Origin of the sequence: Bradyrhizobium sp., from assembly GCF_027451485.1 — a bacterium.
Classification (GTDB): domain Bacteria; phylum Pseudomonadota; class Alphaproteobacteria; order Rhizobiales; family Xanthobacteraceae; genus Bradyrhizobium.
Genome location: NZ_DAIDJE010000132.1, coordinates 61,638 through 81,498, shown reverse-complemented (window position 1 = coordinate 81,498; position 19,861 = coordinate 61,638). Strand labels below are relative to the sequence as shown.

19 protein-coding genes and 1 pseudogene are annotated in these 19,861 nt (G+C 62.4%); 12 read left to right on the top strand and 8 right to left on the bottom strand.

All coding sequences use genetic code 11. From position 1 onward, the window contains the following. Positions 1 to 10 precede the first annotated feature (10 nt). Both NEZ08_RS17085 and NEZ08_RS17080 read right to left on the bottom strand, forming a co-directional pair. Positions 11 to 1,222, bottom strand: coding sequence for a type II secretion system F family protein (locus NEZ08_RS17085; protein ID WP_298109226.1), 1,212 nt, complete (start codon positions 1,220 to 1,222; stop codon positions 11 to 13). Between the two features lie 11 nt (positions 1,223 to 1,233). Next, a complete protein-coding gene (locus NEZ08_RS17080) occupies positions 1,234 to 2,919 on the bottom strand; it encodes a GspE/PulE family protein (protein WP_298109223.1) in 1,686 nt (561 codons plus the stop codon). Between the two features lie 284 nt (positions 2,920 to 3,203). Here NEZ08_RS17080 and gspD point away from each other — a divergent pair, with 284 nt between their 5' ends. Both gspD and NEZ08_RS17070 read left to right on the top strand, forming a co-directional pair. After that, positions 3,204 to 5,588 (top strand): type II secretion system secretin GspD, encoded by a 2,385-nt coding sequence (gene gspD / locus NEZ08_RS17075; protein WP_298109220.1) that lies wholly within the window; start codon positions 3,204 to 3,206, stop codon positions 5,586 to 5,588. Beyond that, positions 5,569 to 6,048 carry a tetratricopeptide repeat protein gene (locus NEZ08_RS17070; RefSeq protein WP_298109218.1) on the top strand — a complete coding sequence of 160 codons (480 nt, stop codon included), beginning with the start codon at positions 5,569 to 5,571 and terminating at the stop codon, positions 6,046 to 6,048. The genes gspD and NEZ08_RS17070 overlap by 20 nt, the downstream gene beginning before the upstream one ends. 77 nt (positions 6,049 to 6,125) lie before the next feature. On the opposite strand, the gene NEZ08_RS17065 is transcribed toward NEZ08_RS17070, so the two are convergent. Together NEZ08_RS17065 and NEZ08_RS17060 are read right to left on the bottom strand one after the other, a co-directional pair. Further along, entirely contained in the window at positions 6,126 to 7,292 is a 1,167-nt protein-coding gene (locus tag NEZ08_RS17065; protein ID WP_298109215.1) for a zinc-binding dehydrogenase, read from the bottom strand. Positions 7,293 to 7,317: 25 nt separating this feature from the next. Next, complete coding sequence (locus NEZ08_RS17060; protein ID WP_298109212.1) at positions 7,318 to 8,148, bottom strand: IclR family transcriptional regulator; 831 nt, start codon at positions 8,146 to 8,148, stop codon at positions 7,318 to 7,320. A gap of 302 nt (positions 8,149 to 8,450) precedes the next feature. On the opposite strand from NEZ08_RS17060, the gene NEZ08_RS17055 reads away from it, so the two are divergent. Then, entirely contained in the window at positions 8,451 to 9,032 is a 582-nt protein-coding gene (locus NEZ08_RS17055; RefSeq protein ID WP_298109209.1) for a TetR/AcrR family transcriptional regulator, read from the top strand. 7 nt (positions 9,033 to 9,039) lie between these two features. On the opposite strand, the pseudogene NEZ08_RS25810 reads toward NEZ08_RS17055, so the two are convergent. After that, positions 9,040 to 9,129: pseudogene (locus NEZ08_RS25810) on the bottom strand (RidA family protein); the annotation flags it as partial. Between the two features lie 177 nt (positions 9,130 to 9,306). On the opposite strand from NEZ08_RS25810, the gene NEZ08_RS17050 reads away from it, so the two are divergent. Both NEZ08_RS17050 and NEZ08_RS17045 read left to right on the top strand, forming a co-directional pair. Continuing rightward, entirely contained in the window at positions 9,307 to 10,713 is a 1,407-nt protein-coding gene (locus tag NEZ08_RS17050) for an MFS transporter (RefSeq protein ID WP_298109206.1), read from the top strand. A gap of 93 nt (positions 10,714 to 10,806) precedes the next feature. Further along, entirely contained in the window at positions 10,807 to 11,571 is a 765-nt protein-coding gene (locus NEZ08_RS17045; protein ID WP_298109204.1) for a GntR family transcriptional regulator, read from the top strand. Here the strand turns inward: NEZ08_RS17045 and NEZ08_RS17040 are convergent, their stop codons facing one another. Then, a complete protein-coding gene (locus NEZ08_RS17040) occupies positions 11,572 to 12,681 on the bottom strand; it encodes a Zn-dependent alcohol dehydrogenase (protein ID WP_298109201.1) in 1,110 nt (369 codons plus the stop codon). It lies immediately after the preceding gene. Positions 12,682 to 12,707: 26 nt separating this feature from the next. Beyond that, complete coding sequence (locus NEZ08_RS17035; protein WP_298109199.1) at positions 12,708 to 13,025, bottom strand: DUF6166 domain-containing protein; 318 nt, start codon at positions 13,023 to 13,025, stop codon at positions 12,708 to 12,710. A gap of 123 nt (positions 13,026 to 13,148) precedes the next feature. Between NEZ08_RS17035 and NEZ08_RS17030 the strand changes: the two genes are divergently transcribed. Genes NEZ08_RS17030 through NEZ08_RS17020 form a run of 3 tightly spaced genes read left to right on the top strand, consistent with a single transcriptional unit; the run spans position 13,149 to position 14,522 of the window. Then, positions 13,149 to 13,940 carry a sterol desaturase family protein gene (locus NEZ08_RS17030; protein WP_298109354.1) on the top strand — a complete coding sequence of 264 codons (792 nt, stop codon included), beginning with the start codon at positions 13,149 to 13,151 and terminating at the stop codon, positions 13,938 to 13,940. A gap of 3 nt (positions 13,941 to 13,943) precedes the next feature. Then, positions 13,944 to 14,339, top strand: coding sequence for a hypothetical protein (locus tag NEZ08_RS17025; RefSeq protein ID WP_298109196.1), 396 nt, complete (start codon positions 13,944 to 13,946; stop codon positions 14,337 to 14,339). Between the two features lie 12 nt (positions 14,340 to 14,351). Beyond that, complete coding sequence (locus NEZ08_RS17020; RefSeq protein WP_298109193.1) at positions 14,352 to 14,522, top strand: hypothetical protein; 171 nt, start codon at positions 14,352 to 14,354, stop codon at positions 14,520 to 14,522. Between the two features lie 69 nt (positions 14,523 to 14,591). Here NEZ08_RS17020 and NEZ08_RS17015 read toward each other — a convergent pair whose 3' ends face one another. After that, the gene (locus tag NEZ08_RS17015) at positions 14,592 to 16,088 is read right to left on the bottom strand and encodes an aldehyde dehydrogenase family protein (RefSeq protein WP_298109189.1); all 1,497 of its coding nucleotides are present in this window, start codon (positions 16,086 to 16,088) and stop codon (positions 14,592 to 14,594) included. Positions 16,089 to 16,378: 290 nt separating this feature from the next. On the opposite strand from NEZ08_RS17015, the gene NEZ08_RS17010 reads away from it, so the two are divergent. From NEZ08_RS17010 to NEZ08_RS16995, 4 genes are read left to right on the top strand one after another with little or no spacing between them, the layout of a single operon-like run. Continuing rightward, on the top strand, positions 16,379 to 17,098 hold the full coding sequence (locus tag NEZ08_RS17010) for an enoyl-CoA hydratase/isomerase family protein (protein ID WP_298109186.1): 720 nt from the start codon (positions 16,379 to 16,381) through the stop codon (positions 17,096 to 17,098). A gap of 25 nt (positions 17,099 to 17,123) precedes the next feature. Next, entirely contained in the window at positions 17,124 to 18,098 is a 975-nt protein-coding gene (locus NEZ08_RS17005) for an NAD(P)-dependent oxidoreductase (RefSeq protein WP_298109184.1), read from the top strand. Between the two features lie 12 nt (positions 18,099 to 18,110). Then, positions 18,111 to 18,911, top strand: coding sequence for an N-acyl homoserine lactonase family protein (locus NEZ08_RS17000; protein WP_298109181.1), 801 nt, complete (start codon positions 18,111 to 18,113; stop codon positions 18,909 to 18,911). Between the two features lie 3 nt (positions 18,912 to 18,914). After that, complete coding sequence (locus NEZ08_RS16995) at positions 18,915 to 19,847, top strand: NAD(P)-dependent oxidoreductase (RefSeq protein WP_298109179.1); 933 nt, start codon at positions 18,915 to 18,917, stop codon at positions 19,845 to 19,847. The last annotated feature ends 14 nt before the right edge of the window (positions 19,848 to 19,861 follow it).

Genomic DNA, 19,861 nt, shown 5'->3' with positions numbered 1-19,861 from the left:
CCCCTTCGCTTTATCCGACCAGTTGTGTGACCGACAGCAGCGCAGTCATGACCGAGACGATCAGTCCCCCGACCACGGTGCTGATGGTGACGATGGCAAGCGGCCCGACGATGCCGACAATGCGGTCCAGGCTGCGCTGCAATTTCGCTTCGTAGAACTCGGCAACCCTGCCCGCGAGCACCGGCAGCTGGCCGGTCTCCTCGCCGAGCCGCAGCATGCGGATCGCCATCGGCGGCATGTTGCTCGATGCGAGCAGCGCGTCCGAAAGCTTGCCGCCGTGGCGGACGCGGTCGGCGGCCGTCGTCCACACTGCGACGTTTCCGGTAACCGCCATGATATCGACCAGAATGCGCAACGTGGAGGTGAGATTGACGCCGCTGCCGAGCAGCACCGCAAGATTCCGGCAAAAAAGGCTGGTGCGATAAAATTGGAAGATGTTGGCGATGCCGGGGGTTCTCGCAACAAACGATATGAGCGCGCTCCGCGTGGCGGGCCGGCGCAGCACCCACCACATGCCTGCAATGGTGAAGGCCGCACCCAGCAACACCGGGGTGGCATTCGCCCGCAGGAAGTCCGATAGCCTGATGAAGGAGCTGAGCGCGGTGTCGGATGTTGCGCCGAAATCCTGCAAGACCGAAGAAAATTGCGGCAACACGAACAGGATGAAGAACAGCATGACGCAGACCGCGGCGACCAAGACGAAAGCCGGGTATTGCATCGCGTCCGTCAGCTTGCGGCGCATCGCTTCCGACCGCGCCCGTTCCGCGCCAAGCATCTCGAGCACCTGGTCGAGCGTTCCCGATACCTCGCCGACCTTGACCAGCGCCACATACATCGGGGGAAACAGCGACGGATGTACCGCAACTGCGCTGGCAAAGCTCTCGCCGGCGAGGACTGAAGCGCGCAAGCGCGCGACCACGGGCCTTAGCCTGCCGACATCGTTATCATTGGCAAGGAGTTCCAGGGCATCGTCCAGGCGGGCGCTTGCCTTCAGCAGCAGCGCAAGGTCACGGGTGAACGTCGTTACCTCCGCCGCACTCGGCCGGCCGAAGAAACTGAAACCATCCTGCGCCGAAGCGGACTTCTTGTCTTCGACGGTTTCGATCGGCAGCAGGCGAAGATATTCGATGCGGCGCGCCACTTCCGAAGCGGTCGGCGCCGAAAGCGTGCCATGCACGACCTCGCCGTTCTGCGTCAGGGCCCGGTAGCGGAAATTCGGCACGATCTTGCACCTCAGCGCACGGTGGTGACACGAAGCAGTTCCGCGGGGGACGTCAGGCCAGCCCGGCACTTCGCGACGCCATCACCGACCATCGTGGTCATTCCGCCGCGGATCGCCACCTCATCAATCCGGTGACCATCGGTCTTTTCGCCGATCAGAGAGCGAATTTCCTCGCTCAGTTCGAGCACTTCGAACACGCCGAGCCGCCCGCGATAGCCGGTGCCTCCACAGCGTTCGCATCCGCACGCCATGTGAAGCGTTTCTCCGGTGCGGAAGCCAAGCGCGGTCAGCCTCGGATCTTCTGCGAACTCGGCTTCGGTGAGCGCCTTCGGCGTCTTGCAGCGCTCGCAGAGCTGCCGGACCAGCCGCTGCGCCACCACGGCCCGCAAGGTTGAGCGCAGGAGATATCCCTCGACGCCGAGGTCGAGCAGGCGGGGTACCGCAGCAGCCGCCGATTCCGTATGCAGCGTGGTCAGCACAAGATGGCCGGTCAGCGCGGCATGGATGGCGACATGCGCGGTTTCGTCGTCGCGAATTTCGCCGACCATGATCACATCCGGATCCTGGCGAACGAAGGAACGCAGCGCCGCAGCAAAGGTGAGCCCGATAGCGGGCTTGACCTGGGCCTGGTTGACGCCGGGGATATCGTATTCGACGGGGTCTTCGATGGTCAGGATCTTGCGGCCCGGCTCGTTCAGGATCGACAGCACGGTGGCCAGAGTCGTGGTCTTGCCGCTGCCGGTCGGCCCCGTGACGACGATCATGCCGTGCGGCAGCTTCAGCAGCCGTCGCAATTTCATCTCGTCGGAAGAAGAAAAGCCGAGCTTTTCGACAACCAGAAGATTGCGATCCTTCGGCAGAATGCGGATGACCGCGGATTCCCCGTGCTGCATCGGCATGATGGCGACGCGAATATCGATATCGGTTCGTCCGACACGTAGACGTGCTGCGCCGTCCTGCGGCAACCGGCGTTCGGCGATGTTGAGATTGGCGACAATCTTGATGCGCGAAATCACCGCCTGCGGCAGCACGCCTGCCGGCGACGCCACCGGCCGCAGCAAGCCATCGACACGCACGCGAACCACGAGCCCGGTCTGGAACGGCTCGATATGAATGTCGCTGGCGCGCAGCTCAACCGCCTTTTCCAACAGATCGTTGACCGCACGAACCACCGGCGCGCCGCTCGCGAGATCCCGCAGGCTCTCGACATCGTCTTCACGCGGGAGGAGCTCCCCGGTCGAATCCGCAGGCTCAGCATTGTCTTCGCCAAGCCTCCGGTTGAGTACGACGTTGAGATCATCGACCGATGCGACCTTGAGCGACACGCCCTGCCGGAGCACGATTTCCGCGGCACGCTGTGCTGCCTTGTCGGTCGGATCAGCTACCGCGAGGACAGCGCTGCCATCGGAGTCCGAAAAGGGAAAGACGGTCATCTCCCGCAAGAAGCGCTGCGAGAACATTTCATTGAGCGCCGGTGCCGCCATGAGTTCTTGAAGCGTGACCCGCCCGAGGCCGGCGAAGCGGGCGACCTCGTCGGCAAAATCGCCCGGCGAGAGGTCGGTCAATTCCCAGAGCCTCGATTGCGGCCGTAAGGGTGCACCCTGCTCGATCGGCTGACCGCTGGCGCCGTCCGGCTTCGCAAGATGGTCGTTGCGCCGAAGGTGCTCCAGGAATTGCAGGGACTCCTCGCTGGTCATCGGCGTTTCCAGTCGCAACGCTGTCTTGAAGGCGCACGCCGACAGGTGCCGCGGCACATCCCGCCGCTGGTCGCCTGATACTCGGCCACGGCAAGGTTATCGGTCCGAAACATGACAGTCGTACGAAAGACCTCGTCGAGGACTGTTCACAAAGCCCGCCTTCGCATTTCTCTCGCGAGAACACACGCGCCAAACAATTCTGTCATGTTCGGAGGTTAAGAACCGCGATCGGACCTGATCCCGCCAAGGGGTCGGAGGCGTTAGTAACAGGTTGGATCGGCAACATGGCAAGTGTCGGCAAAAGCCGTCCGTCCGTCGCGGTCGGGCGCGGTATCGGCGCTGCTTTGACGGTATCGGGAGTTCTGCTCCTCGCGTCGTGCAATTCGGCCACAATGAACGCCGTCGGGACCCAGGACATCGACGTCATCGACAAGGTGAAATCGATCGATATCCTGCCGCGCTATCCGACGCAGGCTGGTACATCGACAACATCGGCCGGTCCGCGGGCCCAGCCGGTGGTCTTCCAGGGCGCCGAGGTCACCGATATTGCCCCGACACATCCACAACCGGGCGGGACTGGAAGCGGAAACGGCTACGACCTCAATTTCGAAAGCGCGCCTGTCGCGACCGTCGCAAAGGTGGTGCTCGGCGACATCATGCAGACCGGCTACACGATCGACCCGAGGGTGCAAGGCACCGTCAGTCTCGTTTCCGTGCATCCGGTGCCCAAGTCGGACATCATCTTCGTTCTTGAAAATGCCCTTCGCATCAGCGGCGTGGCGCTGGTTCGCGACACGGCGGGTTATCGCCTGACCCCGATCGGCGATGCGATCGGCGCCGGCCATGTCGATTCCGCAGACAACACCGAACCGGGATACGGCGTCTCGGTCGTTCCGCTGCAATACGTGTCGGCGCAGACGCTGCTCAAGTTGATGGACAGCTTTGCCACCAAGCCCGGCGTGGTTCGCGCCGACTCGACCCGCAATCTCCTGCTGATTCAAGGCACTGGACCGGAACGCCGCACCGCCGTCGAAACGGCGACGAGTTTCGACGTCGATTGGATGCGCGGGCAGTCGATCGGCATCTACCCGATTGCGAACAGCGGACCCGAACCCGTTATCGCGGAACTGGAAAAGATCGTGGATTCCGGCGAAAACGGCCTGAACCAGAACCTCGTGAAGCTGCAACCGATCGCCCGGCTTAACGCCGTCATGGTGGTGACCAAGAAGCCGACATTACTGAAAACCGTCGAAACCTGGATCAAGCGGCTCGACCGTTCAGACAGCACCAGAACCAGCGTTCACGTCTATCGGGTGAAATACGGCGATGCCAAGCAGATCGCCCGCGTGCTTACCGATATGTTCGGCGGCGGCTCCTCGAGCAGTCTGCTCGATAGCGCCGACAACCAGGTCGCACCGGGGTCAGGCACTTCGGCGAGCGCGGCAGACCGCCTGTCGTTCAACAGTAACAACAACGGCAATGGCAATGGTGCGAGCGGCAACAATGCCTCCTCTTCGAGCGGCAACGGCAGCTTCGGAGGACGCCAGAATTCCGGCTTCGGCGCCAGCGCCCCGGGCGGCGCAGCCGGCGGCAATCTCGGCCAACTCGACAAAGGAAACAGCCCAAACTCCGGCGGAGCGCCGCTCTTGCAGAACGTCCGGATCACGCCTGACGTCGTCAACAATGAACTCCTGATCTATGCCGATCAGGGTAACTACCGGATCATTGAATCGGCGCTTCGGCAGGTGGACCAGCCGCAACTGCAAGTGGCCATCAACGCTACGATCGCGGAAGTCGATCTCACTGACGAACTCCAGTACGGCGTTCAATTCTTTCTGACCAGCCACGCGCTGGGACTGCGGCCGGACCAGGGATCCATCCTCAATTCCACCTCGACGGTAGCGCCCGTATCGCCCGCGCTTGCGGCCGCGCAATCGGCGGCCACGGCAACGAGCGCGACAACGGCAGCAAGCACGGTCGCCAGCACGGCGGCCACCACCTTCATCAACCGCGCATTCCCGGGCTTCAATTTTCTGGTCGGCCAGGAAGCCCAGCCCGCGATGATACTCACCGCCCTGCACAACGTCACGGGCGTCAAGGTGTTGTCGACGCCTTCGCTGGTCGTGGTCAACAACCAGGCCGCAACGCTCCAGGTTGGCAACCAGGTTCCAATTTCGACTGGCAGTGCAACGGTGCTGACCGCCAACAACACCGTTGTTAACACTGTCGACTATCGCAACACCGGTATCATCCTGCACGTAGCCCCCCGCGTCAGCGCTGACGGCAAAGTCAGGCTCGACATCGAGCAGGAGATCAGCAGCGTCGTGCCTTCGACCGATGCGGCAGCGAACTTGACGCCGACGATCCAGGAGCGAAAGGTCAAGAGCGAAATTTCCGTGGCCAACGGACAAACGGTGCTGCTGGCCGGTCTGATCCAGGACCAGAAGAACGAGAACAAGAGCGGCATTCCCCTTCTCGACCAGCTCGAGGGAATAGGCAATGCCTTCTCGAACCAGGACAACACGAAGATGCGCACCGAGCTAATCATCTTCATTCGCCCGCAGATTATCCGCGACAGCATGGATGCGCACACGGTTGCCGAAGAGCTGCGTTCGAAGCTGCGAGGTACCGTGAGTGCGAGCAGTCCCTATGCTCAACGTCTCAATTAAAATTCTGCCGGCGGTTGTGCTGGCTTTTGTCTGCCTCGTCGACACCGCCGGATACGCCGGAGAGCTTTATTACCGGGCCGACGGCGAGCCGGTCGTGCTGGCGCGCGGCAGCGCCCGCGCGCTGGGCCGGCTCGGCTTCCGCTATGAAAACGGATTCGGCGTGCCACAAGATTATGCCACTGCAGCCGATCTCTACCACCGCGCGGCCGAGCAAGGCGATGCTTTCGCGCAAGCGCGACTGGGACTCAGCTATGACAGGGGCCACGGCGTGCCGCGCGACTTCATCCTTGCCTATAAATGGCTCGACCTTGCCGCCGCACGGTCGTCACGTCGCGAGCATGACTTCTACCAGCGGCTTCGCGATGCGGTGGCCGAGAAGATGTCGCTGGAGCAGGTCGCCGAGGGCCAGAGATTGGCCTTGATATGGGCTGCCAACTGGTCGGGCGGGCGCCGCCGCTGAACGGCGGTCGGCTCCTCGTTCGCCTGGGTTTCAACGGATTACGTGAACCGGCGTGACCCCGTTCGGAGTCCGTCCACCTACTCCGCGGCGACGCGATTGAGCGCCGCATGTCCGTGGGTCTTGACCACGACCTTGATCGCATCCTCGATGCGCTCGCGGGCATATTTCAGCGCGGTCGGCAGGTCCTCCAGCGCGAAGGTGTGGGTATGCACCTTTGTCGCGTCGAAACGCTTCTGCGCCATGAAGGCTTCCGCACGATGTGTGGCGCTCTTGCCTTCGCCGCGGATGCCGTAGACGTAGATGTTGTTGCGAACAATATGGGCGATATCGACCTCGGCCGGCTTGCCCGGGAATGCTGCGAGACAAATGCGCCCACCGCGGTTGACCATGCGCGCCGCTTCGTTGACGGCTTCCGGCGCGCCGGAACATTCGACGACGTAGTCGACGCCCTTGCCGCCGTTGAGCTTGCGCACCGCCGCGACCGGATCCTCCTTCTTCGCATTGACGACGTAATCGGCGCCCAATTCCTTGCCGATCTGAAGGCGGTTGTCGCGCGTGCCGGTCAGGATCACCGGATGGGCGCCGAGCGCCTTCGCGACCGCGACCCCGAGCAGTCCGATCGGCCCGGGTCCGGTCACCACCACGCTTTCGCCCGCAACCAGGCCGCCAAGTTCGGTCAGACCGTACATCGCGGTGCCTGCCGTGACGACCAACGTCGCCTCTTCATCGGACATCTCGTCGGAAATCGGCACCAGCGTGTTGATGTTGTTGACGGCATATTCGGCAAAGCCGCCGTCGGTGGTGAAGCCGTTGGCGCGATGGCCCTTGTCGACATCACCGTAGTTGAGGCCGTAGTTGTGACACGCCGTGTACATGCCCTCGCGGCAACGCTTGCACTGGCCGCACCCGGCATGGATTTCAACCGTGACACGCTGTCCGATCCGGTATTCGTCGACGCCGGGCCCCAGCGCCACTACCGTTCCCATATATTCGTGGCCCGGCGTGAAATTCTTGTTGAAGGGCTGGCCGCCCTGAATCAACGCCGGCGGACCGTGGTGAATGATCTCGAGATCGGTCGCGCAAATCGCCACCGCGTCGATGCGCACCAGAACCTCGGCGCGCTTGGGCACCGGCACCGGCTTGGTGGTCAGCTCCAATTGATCGGGATCGCCCAGCACCCAGGCCCGCATCGTGTCCGGTACAGGAAACTCGGCCGACGTCTTGACGTGGTTGGGCTGGTACATCGTTTCACTCCTGAATGGTTGTTATTTATTCTGCCGCTATCGTCTTGACCGGTGCCCGCAGGATGGCACCGGGCGCGCCCAGTTCGACCGACAATTCATCGGCCGCCGCGATCAGGTGGACTTTCATCTGCTCAATGTAATCGGGCGTGGAGCGGAATGCCGGCGCCGAGACGCTGATTGAGCCGACCACTGCGCCGGCATGGTCGCGAAGAGCCGCGCCAAGGCAGATCACGCCCGGACGATACTCTTCGCGATCGATCGAAAATCCGTTGCGACGGACAAGCCGCAAATGCTCTTTCAGTTTCTCGATGTCGGTAATCGTGTTGGGCGTGAACGCCGTGAGCCCCTTGTCCGCGACAATGCGGTCGAGTTCGGTCGGCGGGAGCCAGGCCAGAATGGCCTTGCCGGTTGCGGTCGCGTGCGCCGCATTGGCGTTGCCGCCAAAGCCTGCCTCGACGCGAACCGCATGCCGCGCCTCGCGGCGCAGGATGTGGACCAGATTGGTGTCCTGCATGATTGCAAGCTGGACCGCTTCGCGTGTCTGGTCGTTCAGACGATCGACAAAACTCTGCGCGCGCCGCGGCAGATCCACCTGCCTCAGGCAGGCAGCGCTGAGGTGGAGAATTCGCGAGCCCAGGACATAGCTGCGGCTGTTGATGCCGCGTGAGACGTAACCCCAATTGTGCAGCGTCGAGATCAGGTGATGGCAGGTCGAAACGTTCAAGCCCGCGGACGCTGCGATTTCGGTCAGCTTGGCCTCTCCGCCGGCATCCGCAATGACATCGAGGATTAGAAAGGCGCGGTCGAGCGCCTGGATGCCGCCATGGTCGCGTCCCATCGGCGGACGCGCCGGCATCACGCCTCGCCTTTCATTCGCCCTTTCGGATGACATCGGCGTCGGCCCTCCCCAGCCATCGTTTGCCGCCAATAGGGCCCATTCCGCCTGGCGAAAGCAACCTAATTTTCACATGACGATCGTGAATTTCATTAGATGAAATAGCATGATGCTGGTGCCGGGGAGCGGTCCAGCGCCGGACTGATCGCAAAGCGATCAGCCACGGCAAACGGACCGACATGTCCTCGCAGGCTTGACAGTTCGGAGCATGATGTAGACCAATCAATATAATATTCGAGGAGAAGGCATTGAGAGGAAGCACGATGCCCGCCGTTCCCAAACACCGGCAGCCGATCGTCAACACGGCCCTCACCTTGTTCCGGCGGCAAGGATATTCGCGCACCGGGCTCAACGAAATTGTCGATGTCAGCGGCGCGCCGAAGGGCTCGCTCTATCACTATTTCCCGCTGGGAAAGTCCTCGATCGCGGTGGCCGCCGTCACAGAAGCCGGCCGCCGCATCGCTGCGACCCTGACAAAACTCGCGGGGGAATGCCGCTCGACCGGTGAACTGGTGCGACGGCATGCCGAACTGCTCGCGGGCTGGATGCGGGCCTCCGGCTTTCGCGACGGCTGCCCGATCACGACGGTGTTGCTGGAGCTTGCACCCGGCGATCGCGACGTCACGGAAGCCGGGCGCGCCGCCTATCGGGCGCGCGTCTCGATCCTCTCAGACAAGCTCACCGCAGACGGCTTCCCAAAAGCGCGCGCTGAAGCGCTGGCGGTTCTCTGCACGTCCGCGCTTCAAGGCGCGCTGATCCAGGCGCGCGTCGAACGCAGCGGACGCGCGCTCGAAACCACGGCCAGCGAACTCGCGCGGTTGCTCGACGCCGCGCTGACGCGCTGACTGTGGATCAGTCCGGGCGGCTGCAGACGAGGTCGATCTCGATCAATGCATCACAGGCGAGCCCGGTGACGCCAACACAGGCGCGCGTCTGCAGCCGGTCGAGAGACAATTAGCTGCGATACGACGACGCCCCTCGACAACGATAACCTTCGCAAGCGAAGACCACCTAACGATCTCAGAATTCCGAAGAAAGTCCGACCGGCGCACCCGCTTGTAGAAATGTCACTAATATGTCAGACATATGCAAAAAGAATAGCATTCAGGGGAGGTTTTCATGAGCACTTTGACGACAGGCCGCTCGATCGAGTTTCCGCGATCGTTGGCCGACAGTACCGCAGGCGCAGCGCAATCCGCAGCAATCGCCGCACGGCTGGAGCGGCTGCCGCTGACGTCCTACCAGCGCGGCCTGTTTGCGATCATCGCTACCGCCTGGTTCTTCGACAGCATGGATCTGGGCGCGCTGACCTTTGTGCTCGGCCCGATCAAACAGACCTTTGGGCTCTCGACTTCCCAGACAGGCCTGCTCTCCAGCATGAGCTTTCTCGGCATGTTCGCTGGCGCGGCCTCCGCGGGGCTGCTTGCCGACCGTTTCGGCCGCACGCGGGTGTTTCAGGTCAGCATGATCTTCTGGGGAGTTGGCAGCATTCTTTGTGGCCTCGCCCCGACGGTTCAGTCACTCGCCGCCGCGCGCGTGCTGCTCGGTTTCGGCATGGGCATGGAGTTCCCGGTTGCGCAGTCGATGGTGTCGGAAATCATCCCGGCCCGGCAACGCGGCCGATACATCGCGCTCCTGGAAGGCTTTTGGCCGCTTGGCTTTGTCGCCTCGGGACTGCTCAGCTTTGCGGTGCTGTCGCTAGCCGACTGGCACTGGGTGTTCATTCTCCAAGGCTTGCCTGCGATCTTCGTCCTGATCGTGCGCCGCTATGTACCGGAATCGCCGCGCTGGCTTGCCAGCCGCGGCGATGCGGCAGGCGCCGAGCTTGTAATGTCCGGGATCGAGCAGAAGGTTTTGCAGAAGCTTGGCGGCGGGACGCTACCCGCTCCATCCCCCGAGAAGATCGACGTGCGAATGTCGCGCGGAGTGAAGACGTTGTTTTCGGCCGGCTATGGCCGCCGCACCATCATGCTGTGGTGCCTGTGGTTCTTCGCGCTACTCGGCTTCTATGGCCTCACCACCTGGCTCGGCGCGCTGCTCCAGGCCAAGGGCTTTCCGGTCACCAAGTCGGTCTACTACACGATCCTGATTTCGCTCGCGGGCATTCCCGGCTTTTTGACTGCGGCCTGGATGATCGAGGCGATGGGGCGCAAGGCGACTCTGGTCGCGACGCTGCTCGGCGCCGCGCTCTCCTGCTATTTCTATGGCGGCGCCACCGATCAAACCCAATTGATCGTCGCAGGCCTTTGCATGCAATTCTGCTCGTTCGGCATGTGGTCCGCGCTCTATGCCTATACGCCCGAGCTTTACCCCACCCATGTGAGGGCAACCGGCACCGGCTTTGCGTCAGCAGTCGGACGAATCGGCTCACTGATCGGCCCGACCGTGATCGGCTTTATCCTGCCGACCGCCGGACAGTCCGGCGTATTCGCGCTCGGCGCCGGAGCCTTTGCGCTTGCCGCCCTCGCCGTGCTCGTGCTCGGCGAAGAAACCCGCGGGCGGACGCTCGAGAGCATCTCGCATTGAAGGATCCGCATAGCGACGCGGCCGCATGGATTGACCTTGTGGCCGCGCGTGCCATATCCCTCCTTAGCGATTGGCGAAGGAGAGTCGAAACGGATGGCCGCGCAGAGATCAGCCGGGCGGGCACGCGCGATCAAGCCTGCAGCGCCCAAAACTGCAGCCAGGGCTTCTGCGGCCGAGCAGCGAGCGCCCGACGTCATCGGCAGCCATCCCGAAGTCGAGGATCCGGAAACCCTGACCGACCGCGCGTATCGGCTGATCGAAGAACTGATCGTCACGCTGGCGTTGCCGCCGGAGACGATCCTATCGGAGCAGTCGCTGGCCGCGCGGCTCGGGATCGGGCGAACCCCGATCCGTGAAGCCCTGCAGCGGCTCGCGCGTGACGGGCTTGTCGTGATCTTGCCGCGGCGGGGCATTCTGGTGTCGCAGATCAATCTGAAGACGCAGATGCGGCTGCTCGAAGTGCGCCGCGAACTGGAACGGCTGATGGCGCGGGGTGCGGCAGAGCGCGCCACGCCGGAGGAAACCGCTCTGTTCGCCACCATCGCCCGCGAAATGCGGCGCGCCTCCGACGAGAGCGACGACATGACATTCATGCGCCTTGATCGGCAGTTCAATGAACTCGTCAGCGAAGCTGCGCGCAACGAATTCGCTTCGCGCGCGATGGGGCTGATGCATGGCCTGTCCCGCCGCTTCTGGTATCAGCATTATCGGGAATCCGGCGATCTGCCGCTGTCGGCACGGCTGCATGCCGAGGTCGCGGAGGCGATTGCCAAACGCAATCCGGATGCTGCCGCCAAGGCTTCGGATCGCCTGATTGACTACATCGAGAGTTTTACGCGCAAGACGATTGAGCCGTAATTAGAAGATCACCACGCTGCGGATTGCCTCGCCTCGCCTCAGCGCCGCAAAACCCTCATTGACTTCTTCGAGCGAGATGCGGGCCGTGATGAGGTTTTCCAGGTTCAGCCGTCCGTCCAGGGCTGCGCGCGCCAGCATCGGAAAATCGCGCAGGGGACGTGCGCCGCCATAGCTTGAGCGGCGGATGCGCTTCTCCTGCATCAGCGAGCCCCAGCGAAACGCAATCTCCTGGTTGACATCGGTCTTGCCCAGCCAGATCACCTCGCCGCCCGGCCGCACGGCTTCACTCGTCAATCTAAACGCTCGAGGGCTGCCGGCGGCTTCCAGCACCACGTCCGCACCGCGGCCATGTGTCAGCCGCCGCGTCGTGTCGATCACATCATCCGTCGTCGCGTTGATGGCATCGGTTGCACCGAGTTTTTGCGCAAGACGCAGCTTGTCCTCGGCAAGATCGACCGCAATGACGGTCTCCGCACCCGCCATGCGCGCGCCCTGCACGGCTGCCAGCCCGACAGCGCCGCAGCCGATCACCATCACGGCGTCGCCATAGTGGATCGAGGCGACATTCAGCGCGGCGCCGACTCCGGTCATCACGCCGCAACCGATCAGGCACGCCTGATCGAGCGGTAACTCCCTGGGCACGACAATTGCCTGCGGCGCTGGCACGATGCAGTATTCGGCAAGCGCGCCAAGATACATCAGATGTTTCAGCTCGCGCCCGTCGCGCAAGCGCGCCCGGCTCGCGCCGTCAAATTGCACGCCGAGCGGCGCCTGTCCCAGATAGCTTTCGCACAGGATCGGCAGGTTGCGGTCGCAATAGAAGCAATGTCCGCAATGCGGATTCCACGAAAGCACGACATGATCGCCGACAGCAATGCCTCGCGTCCCGCGACCGACCTGCTCGACGACGCCTGCGGCCTCATGACCGAGGATGATCGGCATCGGATTGCGCAAGGAACCATCGATCACCTCGAGATCGGTGTGGCAGAGACCCGCTGCCCTGATCCGGACGAGCACATCATCAACGGCGAGATCGGTCGCCTCCACCGTCTCGATGGAGAGTTGCGACTTCGGCGCATGAAGGACCGCGGCCTTGTACGTCAGTGCCACTGAAACAGTCCTCGCAAGAATGTCGATCAGGATGCAGCGCGCAGCGCCGGGCCGCGAAGCACATCAAGCGCCGCATCAATATCGGCCGAAGTCATCTCCCACTCATTGTCGAAATTGGCCACGACCGCCTTCATGAACGGCTCGACCATTGCTTGAGCCCTGGACGGATCGCCGAGGTGCTCCGCCAGAATCGCGAGCGCGAGCTGCCGCGGCTCATCGCCCTCGTAGCTCCATTCGAATCCATTCGCCGTGTATCGATGGATATCAAGCCTCTGGTCGAGCGGGGCACCGTCGAGCCAGGCCTTGACGCCGTCGATGGTGCGGTCGCCGCTAAATCTCTTCATGGACAGTTCCTCCGGTCGTGTAGCGGCTCAGATTGCGGCTTCGCTTGCGGGTTTGATAGACTGGTGATATATCACGACGTCAACCTCGATGTCATCGCCGATTTCGACTTGATAAGGACCGCCATGGAACTCGCATCGACTCCCATGTCCGACCGTCAACGCCGCTACCGCGAGACGTACCGCGAGCGGGTCGCCGGATGGTATAATGGCTGGCTGCACGTTTTCATTATTTACGCAATCGGCTTCACCGCACTTTACATCTATCTGGCGAATGTGCGCGACCTGCGCCCTTGGGAGCTACTGATCGTCCCTGTCGCTTTTCTCGGCGCCAACTTCTTCGAATGGTGGATTCACCGCTACGTGATGCATCGCCCCTCCCAGGTCAAGGCGTTCCGCGCGATCTATAACCGCCACACTCTGATGCATCACCAGTTCTTCACCGAAAAGGAGATGCGCTTTGCCGACCACAAGGACTGGCGCGTGACCTTCTTCCCGCCTTACGCGCTCGCGACCTTCACGCTGATGTCGATACCGCTCGCGATCGTGGCAGGCTGGATCATCTCGGCGAACGTCGGCTGGCTCCTGATTGCCACGACGACGTCGATGTACCTGATCTATGAATTCATGCACTTCTGCTGCCATGTCGACGAGAACTGGTTCGTGGCCAACGTGCCGATGGTGAATACGCTGCGTCGTCACCACACCGCCCATCACGATCAATCGATCATGATGGAGCGTAACATGAACCTGACCTTCCCGATCATGGACTGGCTGTTCGGCACCTCCGATCTCAACCGCGGCCTGCTCGGCCACCTGTTCAATGGCTACGATACCCGCTTCATCAAGCGCGACATGCGCAAGACCGCGCGCACGCCGAAGATCGAACAACTAGTCCATTCGGTTCCGGCCGAGTAGTCCATGCTGAACGGGATCGAACCAAATGGTGCCGCGCTAGCGCTATTTGCGACGACCTTTGCTGCGGGCTGCCTCGGCTTCTATACGCTGGCCGGCATGTTTCCCGTGCGGGCCCGGCCGGCGCCCGTCGCAGGCCTGGTGGGCAACGCGCTCGTGCTATCGAATCTGGCGTTGCTCGCCGTACTTCTCGGCGGTGTAGCGCTCTACGCACACGAAACGCTGCGCTGGACCTCCGTGGTCGTCGCAGGCGGCCTGATTTTCCTGTTCGTGCCATCGGTTTTTGAATTTATCCCGAACAAGTGGCGCGACAGCCACGGCGGCCTCGTCTTTCTCGGCGCGCTGCAACTCGTCTCGCTCGCGCTGCTCGTTTCACCGCTGATGAAATTGTCCGCCTTGTAAGGAGCACAACCGATGCCCTTCCCGATCAAGACCGCGCTCTCGATCATCGTGCTACTCGTCGCGCTCGCCGCCTATTTTTATCAGGACTCGATCGGCATGCACGGGCCGAAGATCGCGATCATGTTCCTGGCGCCGTTCATGGTCGTTGCGATGTGGATTTTTCCGGAAGTCTCGCGAAAATAGACTCCGGCCCCAAGGAGAGAAATAGTGGCGGCCATCAGGCCGGCACTATTGTTTCGGGGGTGGACGCCGTCACGCCGTCTTCACCCAGACCGACTTGACGTTGAGGTATTCTTCGACGTGCTGCTTGCCGGACTCCCGACCGTAGCCACTCATCTTGTAACCGCCGAACGGAACTGCCGGGTCCATAGCCTGGTAGCAGTTCACCCAGACCGACCCCGCACGCAGCGCTTTCGCGACCTGGTGCGCCTTGCTGACATTGGTGGTCCACACGCCGGAGCCGAGGCCGAACGTCGTGGCATTGGCGCGCCTGATCAGATCGTCACTGTCCTTGAACGAAATCGCCGAGATCACCGGGCCGAAGATTTCCTCCTGCGCGATCCGCATGTTGTCCTGCACATTGGCGAACACGGTTGGCGGGACGAAATAGCCTTTCGACAGCGCCCCCTCGGTCAGCCGTGCGCCGCCGGCGAGCGCTCTCGCCCCCTCCTTCTGACCGATGTCGAGATAGCCCGAGACCCGCTCGAGCTGCTGCTGCGAAACCAGCGGTCCGATCTGGGTGTTCGGATCGAGTCCGTTGCCAATGTTGAGCTTCTTGCCGAATTCAGCGACGCGACCGACGAACTCGTCGTAGATCTTGCTCTCCACAAAGAGGCGCGTTCCGGCGCTGCAAATCTGGCCGGAGTTGGCAAACACCGCCATCGCCGCGCCCGGCACTGCCGCATCGAGATCGGCATCGGCGAACACGATATCGGGCGACTTGCCGCCCAGTTCGAGCGACACACGCTTCAGGTTGCCCGCCGAGGCGCGCACGATCGCCTGTCCCGTGAGGTGCGAGCCAGTGAAGGCGACCTTGTCGACTTCTGGATGCGCGGCGAGCGCGGCGCCTGCGGTCTCGCCGTAACCCGGCACGACGTTGACGACGCCGGCTGGAATACCGGCTTCCATGCAGAGTTCTCCGAGCCGCAGCGAGGTCAGCGGCGCCTCTTCGGCAGGCTTCAGGACCACAGTGCAGCCGGTCGCAATCGCCGGGCCGATCTTCCAGACAGTGGCACCGAGCGGCCCATTCCAGGGAATGATGGCACCGACGACGCCGACGGGTTCCTTCAGCGTATAGGAGAAGATTTCGCCAGGCAGCGAGTTCTCGATGGTCTCGCCGTGGATCGCCGTCGCCTGCCCCGCATAATAGCGGAGCATGCCGAGTACGCGCAGCTTGTTGCCGCGGGTGCGGCTGATCGGCGCGCCCATGTCGAGCGTGTCGAGCTGCGACAGCTCTTCGAAATGCTTCTCGACGAGATCGGCGAGCTTCAACAGCAGGTTCTGCCGCTCGAATGGCCTAACCTTGCCCCACGGCCCTTCGAAGGCGCGGCGGGCGGCAGCCACCGCACGGTTGATGTCCTCCACATCGCCTTCGGCCACGGTCGCCAGCACTTCGCCGGTCGCGGGATTAAGCGTCTCGAACTTCTTGCCCGAAGCGGCATCGACCCATTGCCCGTCAATCAGCATTTTCTTGTATGAACCGTCGGCATAAGGATGGCGGGCAATCTGGGTAGCATGCGAAACAGCCATTGTTGCTCTGTCCTCCTGACCGCGTCTTGCGACACCGTTATCCCCGTATCTTCGGAATTTATGATGACACCCAGGGGCCGTAAAGCAACTGAACCGATACGCCGAACGACGATCTGTCATGCATAAGCACCGTCCCATCGCGGCGCGGAGCCGCAAGATGCGAACGCGTAGGTTTCAGCCGGCGTGACAAGGGATTGCCGGGTTGTTAGACAACTCTCCGATGGTGGCGTCCTGGCGAAAGTCCCGGGCGTAATAACGATATAAAAGCCGATAAAGGGAGGATGCCCGCGATGGCGATCGAGATCAGTGCCCAGGGAAAGGGCGTTTCCGTTATCACCCTGGCAGGCCAGGAAGCGAACAATTTCCTCTACACCAAGGACCTGCTGGATCTGGCCACGGCACTGACCAAATGCGCCTCTGACAAGGAATTGCGGGCGCTCGTGATTACCGGGCGCAACGACATGTTCTGCGGCGGTCGGGTCGGCGCCAAAGGCCTGACGCGGGCCTCCGAGGTCGCGGAAGATCTCAATGCCATTCTGAAAGTCAACGCCGCGCTCAATGCGCTCAGCGTTCCTGTCATCGCCGCAGTCGAAGGCAAGGCCTACGGATTTGGCTTTGGCATGACGGCCCAGGTCGATTATGCGGTCGCGGCGGAAAACGCGGTATTCTCGCTGCTGGAGATGTCGCACGGCCTCCCGCCGTTGATTGTCTTCACTTATCTATTCCGCTTCGTGCCGTACAAGCGTGCCTTCGAGCTCGCTGTGACCAGCCGGCAGATCGCGGCGAAGGAAGCGCTGGACGCCGGCATCCTGACTGAAATCGTACCGGCCGGTGCCGCGCTGAAGCGCGCGCTGGAGATCGCCGGCCAGATGGCGGCTTTCGATCCCAACGCGATGGGCCTGCTTCGCAGATTCGGACGCCAATCGGCTGAGCTGCATTCCAGCCATATGAGCGAGCACGCGGTCGCGCTGATGAGCGTCATGCTGGCCGAACGGAACGCCGCCCACTGAGCCCTTTCGACAACAGGCAAAGCCAATGAACGTGTTGGTGACGGGTGGCGCAGGTTTTCTGGGCAGCTACATAATGGCGGCCCTGCTGCGACGGGGACATGAGCCCTTCGCTTACGACATCGCGCCGCCGAACGCCGAGACGTTGGCGGTCTCACCTGAGATCGCGGCGCGCTTTCGTTCAGCCCAGATCAGCGACCTTGCCCGGCTCTTCGCGGTCTGCCGCAGCGAGAATATCGAGGCGATCATTCACTCGGCAGGCATGGTGGGGCTCGAGGCGTCGCTGGAGCAGCCGATCGCAACCTACCAGACCAATATCATGGGCCTGGTTCACGTTTGCGAGGTCGCGCGGCAACTATCGATGCGGCGGGTCGTGTTCGTCTCGAGCAATGCAGCCTATCACAAAGGCTCCGGTGCAACCCTGGTCGAAACCGATCCGGCCTTTTCGATCCGCGAGGCCAATCCGGCCGGACACTACGGCACCTCCAAAATGGCCGGCGAAGCGATCGGGCTGGCTTACGCTGACTTCCAGAACCTTGACTTTCTCGCGATCCGCATCACCGCGGTTTACGGCTTCGGCATGCGCAGCCCGATGTATATCAAGCCGATGGTCGAGAATTCAGTGCTGGGGAAGCCGACGCGCTTTGCGGCCGGCGGACGGATGAAGCGCGATTACACGCATGTGGCGGATTGCAGCGACGGCATCATCGCCGCGCTTCAGGCGCCCAAGTGGAAAGCCGGCGAACAGCGCGTCATCAACGTAGCCAGCGGTCACGCGCGAACCGCCAGCGAAGTCGCCGAAATCGTCCGCGCTATCATCCCCGGCGCCGACATCGAAATCGGCGACGGTCTGACACCGCTGGAAGAGCAGAACGTCAAGATGCGAACCTCGCTCGACGTCGCTGCCGCCAAACGCCTCTTGAACTGGTCGCCGCAATGGCCGCTTGAGAAAGGCATAGCGGAATATGCCGAAACCTTTCGGCACCACCTCTCCCGGTCCTGAACGAGCACACCAATGTCCGTCCTTCCGAACTACGAAGTCTATGCCATCCGCTACGCCACGCGCGCCTCGAAGCGGTCGGATAATTTCATCGGCGGCGATCCGCACGATGGACCGATGCCGCTCGATTATTATGTGTGGGCCGCGATCGGGCCGGACCGGAGCTATGTGATCGACACCGGCTTCACGGCGGAGATCGCCGCCAAGCGCAAGCGCGACTATCTGCGCTGTCCGATCGGGGCGCTGAAGCTGATTGGCATCGATCCGGGTCAGGCAACCGACGTCATCCTGACCCACCTGCATTACGATCATGTCGGCAATTTCGATAAGCTTCCCGCGGCTCATTTTCACCTGCAGGAAAGCGAACTGCATTATGCCGTCGGCCGCTACATGCGATACAAGAAATTGCAGCACTCCTACGAGGTAGAGGACGTCGTCGGCATGGTCCGTGCCAACTATGCCGGCCGCGTCAATTTCTATGAAGGACCCGCGGAGCTGTCGCCGGGCGTCACGATCCATCCCGCCCCCGGCCATTCCGCGGGACTGCAATTCGTGAGGGTGCATACCAAGCGCGGCTGGGTGGTTCTCGCGTCCGACGTCACGCACTTCTACGAGAACATGGAAGCGCACAAGCCCTATGTCACGGCATTCCATATCGGCCAGATGCTCGAAGGCTTCGACAAGCTGCGGTCAGCAGCGCCCTCGCCCCAGCACATCATTCCTGGTCACGACCCTCTTGTCATGACGCGCTACAAGGCGCCGCGCCCCGAGTTGGAGGGAATTGTGGTACGGCTTGACGATCCACCGAAGGAGTAAGCGATGAAAATCGGCTTTGCCGGGCTGGGGGCCATGGGCGGCCCGATGGCCGCCCACCTGCTCGGCGCGGGACACACGCTTCATGTCCTGACAAGGCGCCGCGAATCAGCGGCGGCCGCAATTGCCAACGGCGCGATCTGGGCGGATACGCCGAGGAATCTGGCGGCGAATTCCGAGCTCGTCTTTACCGTTCTCCCCGGCCCGCCTGAAATCGAAGCGATCATGGCGGGCGAAGACGGCCTGCGTGCCGGGTTCAAGCCCGGAACGCCCTACATCGACTGCTCCACCAATTCGCCGGCGCTGGTGCGCCAGCTCTCCGCCGATCTTTCAAAGATCGGCGTCTCCATGCTGGACGCGCCCGTCAGTGGCGGTCCGAAGGGAGCAGCGTCGCGAAAGCTCGCGATCTGGGTCAGCGGCGAGAAAGCCACTTACGATAATTGCAAGCCGATCCTCGATCTGCTCGGCGATCAGGTGCGCTATCTCGGCGACAGCGGCAATGCCTCGGTCGCCAAGCTCGTGCACAACTGCGCCAATTACGGCATCCAGATGGTTCTGGCTGAAGCATTCACGCTGGGCGTGAAAGCTGGCGTCGACCCGGTGATGCTTTTCAGCGCAATCCGCCAGGGCTCGCTCGGGCGGCAGCGCGCGATCGACCGTATGGCCGATCAGTTCCTGCCGCACGAATTCGACAATCCGGCATTCGCGCTCGAGCTCGCGCACAAAGACGTGTCGCTGGCAACCGCATTGGGCCGTGAGATCGGTGTTCCGATGCGCTTTGCCAACATGACACTCGCCGAGATGACGGAGGCTCTCAACAAGGGCTGGGGCAAACGCGACTCGCGCTCGGCCATGCTAATTCAGGAAGAACGCACCGGTCTCGATATCCGCGTTCCCCGCAACGTCTTGCTGGACATCTTGAACAACGAACCGCTCTGAGCGGGCGATGCATT